This window comes from Actinotalea sp. (assembly GCF_035443605.1).
In the GTDB taxonomy this organism is placed as follows: Bacteria; Actinomycetota; Actinomycetes; order Actinomycetales; family Cellulomonadaceae; genus Actinotalea.
In genome coordinates this window covers 25451-30427 of record NZ_DAORSQ010000017.1, presented here as the reverse complement: position 1 = coordinate 30427, position 4977 = coordinate 25451, and the positions used below count along the sequence as shown (strand labels likewise).

The 4977-nt window shown below is 74.4% G+C and carries 5 protein-coding genes; 2 read left to right on the top strand and 3 right to left on the bottom strand.

The annotated features are described in order from the left end of the window. The 3 genes from PKY62_RS03515 to PKY62_RS03505 all read right to left on the bottom strand — a co-directional run. Positions 1–1570: MFS transporter (locus PKY62_RS03515; protein WP_324534900.1), on the bottom strand; the 1570-nt coding region annotated here is incomplete at its 3' end. A gap of 68 nt (positions 1571–1638) precedes the next feature. After that, the gene (gene hisS, locus PKY62_RS03510; RefSeq protein WP_324534898.1) at positions 1639–3042 is read right to left on the bottom strand and encodes a histidine--tRNA ligase; all 1404 of its coding nucleotides are present in this window, start codon (positions 3040–3042) and stop codon (positions 1639–1641) included. A 24-nt stretch (positions 3043–3066) separates the two neighbouring features. Then, positions 3067–3753, bottom strand: coding sequence for an MBL fold metallo-hydrolase (locus PKY62_RS03505; protein ID WP_324534896.1), 687 nt, complete (start codon positions 3751–3753; stop codon positions 3067–3069). 178 nt (positions 3754–3931) lie between these two features. On the opposite strand from PKY62_RS03505, the gene PKY62_RS03500 reads away from it, so the two are divergent. Both PKY62_RS03500 and PKY62_RS03495 read left to right on the top strand, forming a co-directional pair. Further along, positions 3932–4684 carry a peptidylprolyl isomerase gene (locus tag PKY62_RS03500; RefSeq protein WP_324534894.1) on the top strand — a complete coding sequence of 251 codons (753 nt, stop codon included), beginning with the start codon at positions 3932–3934 and terminating at the stop codon, positions 4682–4684. Continuing rightward, positions 4681–4977, top strand: a 297-nt coding sequence (locus PKY62_RS03495; RefSeq protein ID WP_324534892.1) for a hypothetical protein, incomplete at its 3' end; no start/stop codon positions are given. The genes PKY62_RS03500 and PKY62_RS03495, both read left to right, overlap by 4 nt.

Below are 4977 nucleotides of genomic sequence, written 5' to 3'. Positions count from 1 at the left end.
CGACGAGGCCGAGCGTGACGAAGCCCGCGCCCACGATGGCGGTGCGGCGCAGAGCGTCGGCGAACGCCGCGCGCGCTGCCTCGGCGACGGGCTCGCCGCCGGGCTGGGCCGCGATGCCGGGGATCGCCGTCCCCGCGGACTCCTCGACGAGCCGCGCGACCTCGGCAGCCTGCGCCGCGTCGACGCCGGGCACCTGCGCCACCCGGGTCTCGGTGTCGTGCGCCAGGCCGACGAACAGCACCGTGCCCAGCACGGCGGTGCCCAGCGCAGAGCCGATCTGGCGGGCGGTCGACTGCGTGCCCGACGCCTGACCGCTCTGCCGCACGGGCACGTCCGCGAGGATGAGCCCGGTGAGCTGCGCCGAGGCGTACCCCACGCCGATGCCGTAGACGACGAGCCAGCCCACCATCGCGGCCGCGCTGACCTGCGCCGTCACCACCAGCCCGAGGCCGAGGATGCCGATCGCCTCGAGCCCCATGCCGAGCCGGGCGACGTTGCGCGTGCCGATGCGCGCGGCGAGCCGGGCCGTCGTCGGCGCCGAGAGGAACGAGCCGAGGGCGAGCGAGGCGAGCAGCGCACCGGCGCCCAGCGCGGTGTACCCGAGCGCCGACTGCAGGAAGAGAGGGAAGGAGAAGAGCACCCCGAACTCCCCCATCGAGACGATGAGGGCCGCCATCGAGCCGAGGCCGAACGAGCGGATCCGGAAGAGCGACAGGTCGATGAGCACCACGCGGCCGGCCCGCACACGCGCCTGCTCGACCCACGTCAGGGTCCCGATGGCGACGGCGGAGACGACGAGCGCCACGGCAACGGGCGAGGGACCGCCCGCATGCCAGGAGACACCGAGCAGGCTGCCGTCGACCTGGGCGGTCCACCACCCGTAGCTGCGGCCCTCGATGAGCGCGAACACGAGCGCGCCGATCCCCAGCGCGGAGGCGACGGCGCCCACGACGTCCGTCCCGGGCTCGGGGTGGTCCTCGCGGGACTCGGGGACCACCCGCAGACCGCCGATGATGATCGCGGCGGCGAGCGGGAGGTTGATGCCGAAGGCCCAGCGCCACGAGGCGTAGGTGGTGAGGAAGCCACCGAGCAGCGGGCCGATCGCCGCCATGCCGCCGATGAGGGAGCCGTAGATCGCGAAGGCGATGGTGCGCCGCCGGCCCCGGTAGAGAGCGTTGACCAGGGCGAGCGAGGTGGGCGACATCATCGCGCCGCCGACGCCCTGCAGGGCTCGCGCCGCGATGAGGGCCTGTCCGGTGGGGGCGACGGCCGCGACGAGGCTCGCCACGGTGAACACCATCGCCCCGAGCAGGAAGACCTTGCGCCGGCCGTACCGGTCCCCCAGGCGACCGAAGATGATGAGCAGGGCCGCGAAGACCAGTGCGTAGATCGCGCCGATCCACTCGGCGTCGACGGACGTGATCTCGAGGTCGGCGATGATCGACGGCAACGAGACGTTGATGATCGTCGCGTCCATGACGATGAGCGCCAGGCCGAGGCCGATGAAGATCATCGGCGTCCAGCCCAGCTCGCGTGCGGGAGGGGCGGCGTTCAGCTCGGGAGATGACACGGCGTCACCTTAAGCCCCGGGTCGCTCCCCCGCCCACCCGGCCTGCCACGGAGCCGCCTGAGCCCGCGTCAGCGCGTGGCCCCGCCCGCGACGTCCATCGCCGCCACGGCGCGCGGCCACCGGTCCTCGTCGGACGGCGCCCACGCCGCGGGGTCGGCGTCGACCTGCTCGCCCGAGCGGATGTCCTTGACCTGCCCCGGCGCCCGGACGCCGTCGTCGTCCACCGCGCCCGGGAACCAGACGTACGGGATGCCGCGCCGGTCGGCGTGCCGGATCTGCTTGCCGAACTTCGCGGCCGACGGCGCGACCTCCACCGGGATGCCTCGGGCACGCAGGGCGGCCGCGATGGCGTCCGACGCCGGGCGGTCCTGCTCGGCGGCGACGGCGACGAGCACGGCGCTGGGCACGCTGCGGGTCGCCGTGACCAGGCCCGCGGACAGCAGTCGCGAGACGAGGCGCGTGACGCCCACGGAGATCCCGACCCCCGGGTAGGTGGTGGCTCCGTCGGCAGCCAGCGCGTCGTACCGGCCGCCCGAGCAGATGGAGCCGAGGCTCTCGTGCCCGACGAGCACCGTCTCGTAGACGGAGCCCGTGTAGTAGTCCAGCCCGCGGGCGATCCGCAGGTCCGCGACGACCACGCCCGGCGCGCGCAGCGCGGCCGCCCCGACGAGTGCCGCGAGCTCGTCGAGCCCCTGGGCCAGGAGATCGTCCTCTGCACCGTGGAGGCGGGCGAGCTCCCGCACCCGGTCGATGACGCCCAGGTCCCCGCCGCGCACGGCGGCCAGCTCGAGGACGGCGGCGGCCTGCGCGGCGTCCGCGCCCGCCTCCGCCGCGAGCAGCGCCGCGACCCCGGCCGCACCCACCTTCTCCAGCTTGTCCACGGCGCGCAGCACCGCGTCGACGTCGGTGAGCCCCAGACCGCTCGCGAACCCCTCGACGACCTTGCGGTTGTTGACGAGCACCTGGACGGGCGGCATCCCCACCGCGGCGAGTGCGGCGAACGCCTCGGCGATGACCAGAGGCACCTCGACCTCGTAGTGGTACGGGAGCTCGCCCAGGCCGACGACGTCGATGTCGGCCTGGACGAACTCGCGGAACCGGCCGTCCTGGGGCCGCTCGCCGCGCCACACCTTCTGGATCTGGTAGCGCTTGAACGGGAACGCCAGGTGGCCGGCGTTCTCCAGCACGTAGCGCGCGAACGGGACCGTGAGGTCGAAGTGCAGCCCGAGGGCGCCGGAGCGGTCGACCTCCGCACCCGCCGGGTCCTCCTGCAGGCGGCGCAGCACGTAGACCTCCTTGGAGGTCTCGCCCTTGCGCAGCAGCTGGTCGAGCGGCTCGACGGCGCGCGTCTCCACACCGGCGTAGCCGTGCAGCTCGAAGGTGCGGCGGAGCACGTCGAGCACGTGCTGCTCGACGACCCGTCCGGCGGGCAGCCACTCGGGGAAGCCGGACAGCGGGGTGGGGCGGGCCATGGTCGATCCTTCCGGTGGCGCGGCTCAGCGCGCCGCGCGCAGGTACGGGTTGGTGGCGAGCTCGTCGGCGATCGTGGAGGACGGGCCGTGCCCGGGAACCACGATCGTGCCCGGCGCGAGGCGGGCGAGCCGGGTGAGGCTGATCATCATCGAGCGCTGGTCGCCGCCGGGCAGGTCCGTCCGGCCGATCGTCCCGGCGAACAGCACGTCCCCGGTCAGGGCCGTCGGCGCCGGGGCGTCGACGAGGTAGACCGTCGAACCCTGCGTGTGCCCGGGCACGTGCAGGGCCGTGAGCTCGATCCAGCCGGCCCGTTCGGAGCCGAGGCGCAGCGCCGCCGTGCCGTCCGGCCCCGCCGAGAAGGTCTCGACGCGCGCGGGGCGCAGGGGCTCGGCGAGGCCGGACATCGCACCGAGCTGCGGGCCGAGCGGGCCGAGGGTGGCGAACGGGGCGTCGAGGCGGTACTCGTCGTCCGCGTGCAGGTGCAGCGGGACGTCCCAGGCATCGCCCAGCTCGGCCGCCGACCAGGTGTGGTCCACGTGGCCGTGCGTGGCGAGCATCGCCAGCGGGGTCCAGCCCTCGGCCGCGACGAGGGCCAGCACCTCGGCCGCCACGCCGCCGCCGGGGTCGACGACCACGCATCGGCCGGCGTCGTCGACGAGCACGGAGCAGGTCGCACCGAGGAGGGGGGCCACGACGGTCCGGAGGATCACCCCGAGAGCCTAGCCGCGCACCGCACCGCCGCCGAGACCGGACCGTGACCCCCGGGGACGGCCGTGCGTCGCCTGCCCCGCCGCGCTTCCCTAGACTGTGCGAGGCCCGCCGGTGCTCCGGCGGCGAACGAGCAGAGCTGACGGGCGCGCAGGCGCGCCGGGTGAGACAGGAGTCCAGGTGTCCACGAGACAGCGCGAGCGCGAGTACGCGCGCAAGCGGCACGAGAAGTGGGCCGCCCACCAGGCGGCCGTGCGGGCACGCAAGCGCCGCCAGCGCGTCGTCGCGGGTGCGGTGCTGGGCGTGCTGACGCTGGTCGCCGTGGTGTTCCTTGTCCTGGAGGCGACGCGCGGCGACGGCACGGTCGAGGCCGCGTCCGACGCGGCAGCCGAGACCCCGGCCGTGACGCGCGTCGTCCCCGACCCCGCGCTCGCCGAGGGCCGCACGTGGACCGCCGCGCTGACCACCACCGCCGGTGACCTGACGCTCGAGCTCGACGGGGCCGCGGCACCGCAGGCCGTCGCGTCCTTCGTCACGCTGGCCCAGGAGGGCTTCTTCGACGGGACCAGCTGCCACCGGCTGACCCTCGAGGGCATCTACGTGCTGCAGTGCGGGGACCCGACGGGTACCGGCACCGGCGGACCCGGCTACACGTTCGGGCCGATCGAGAACGCACCGACCGACGGCGTCTACCCCGCCGGTACGGTGGCGATGGCCCGTCCCGCCGACAACGCGTCGGGCAACGGGAGCCAGTTCTTCCTGGTGTACGCCGACTCCGCGATCCCCGCGGACGCAGCCGGCGGATACACCGTCATGGGCACGATCACCTCCGGGATGGACGTGCTGGACGCGGTCGCGGCCGCAGGGATCGTCGAGGGCACGGAGTACACGCCGGCCGTCGACGTGACGATCGAGGGAGTGGAGACCCAGTGAGCACCCAGGAGCCGACCCCCGACCAGGTCGACGAGGTCGACGTCGTGGACGTCCCCGCCGAGCAGGTCGCCGCAGAGCAGGTCCCGGCGGAGCCCGCGCCGGAGGTGACCGATGAGGAGGCACCGATCGAGGTCGTCGAGGTGGTCGTCGAGACCGTGGAGGTGGTCGAGACCGCGGACGGCGAGGTCCTCGTGGAGACCGTCGAGGTGCTCGAGATCGTCGAGCCCGTCGTGGAGACCGAGCCCGTCGTGGAGACCGAGCCCGTCGTGGAGACCGAGCCCGTCGTGGAGACC

Excerpts from the sequence above, each read along its gene's own strand:
- hisS (WP_324534898.1), bottom strand. The coding sequence starts at position 3,042 with ATGGCCCGCCCCACCCCGCTGTCCGGCTTCCCCGAGTGGCTGCCCGCC.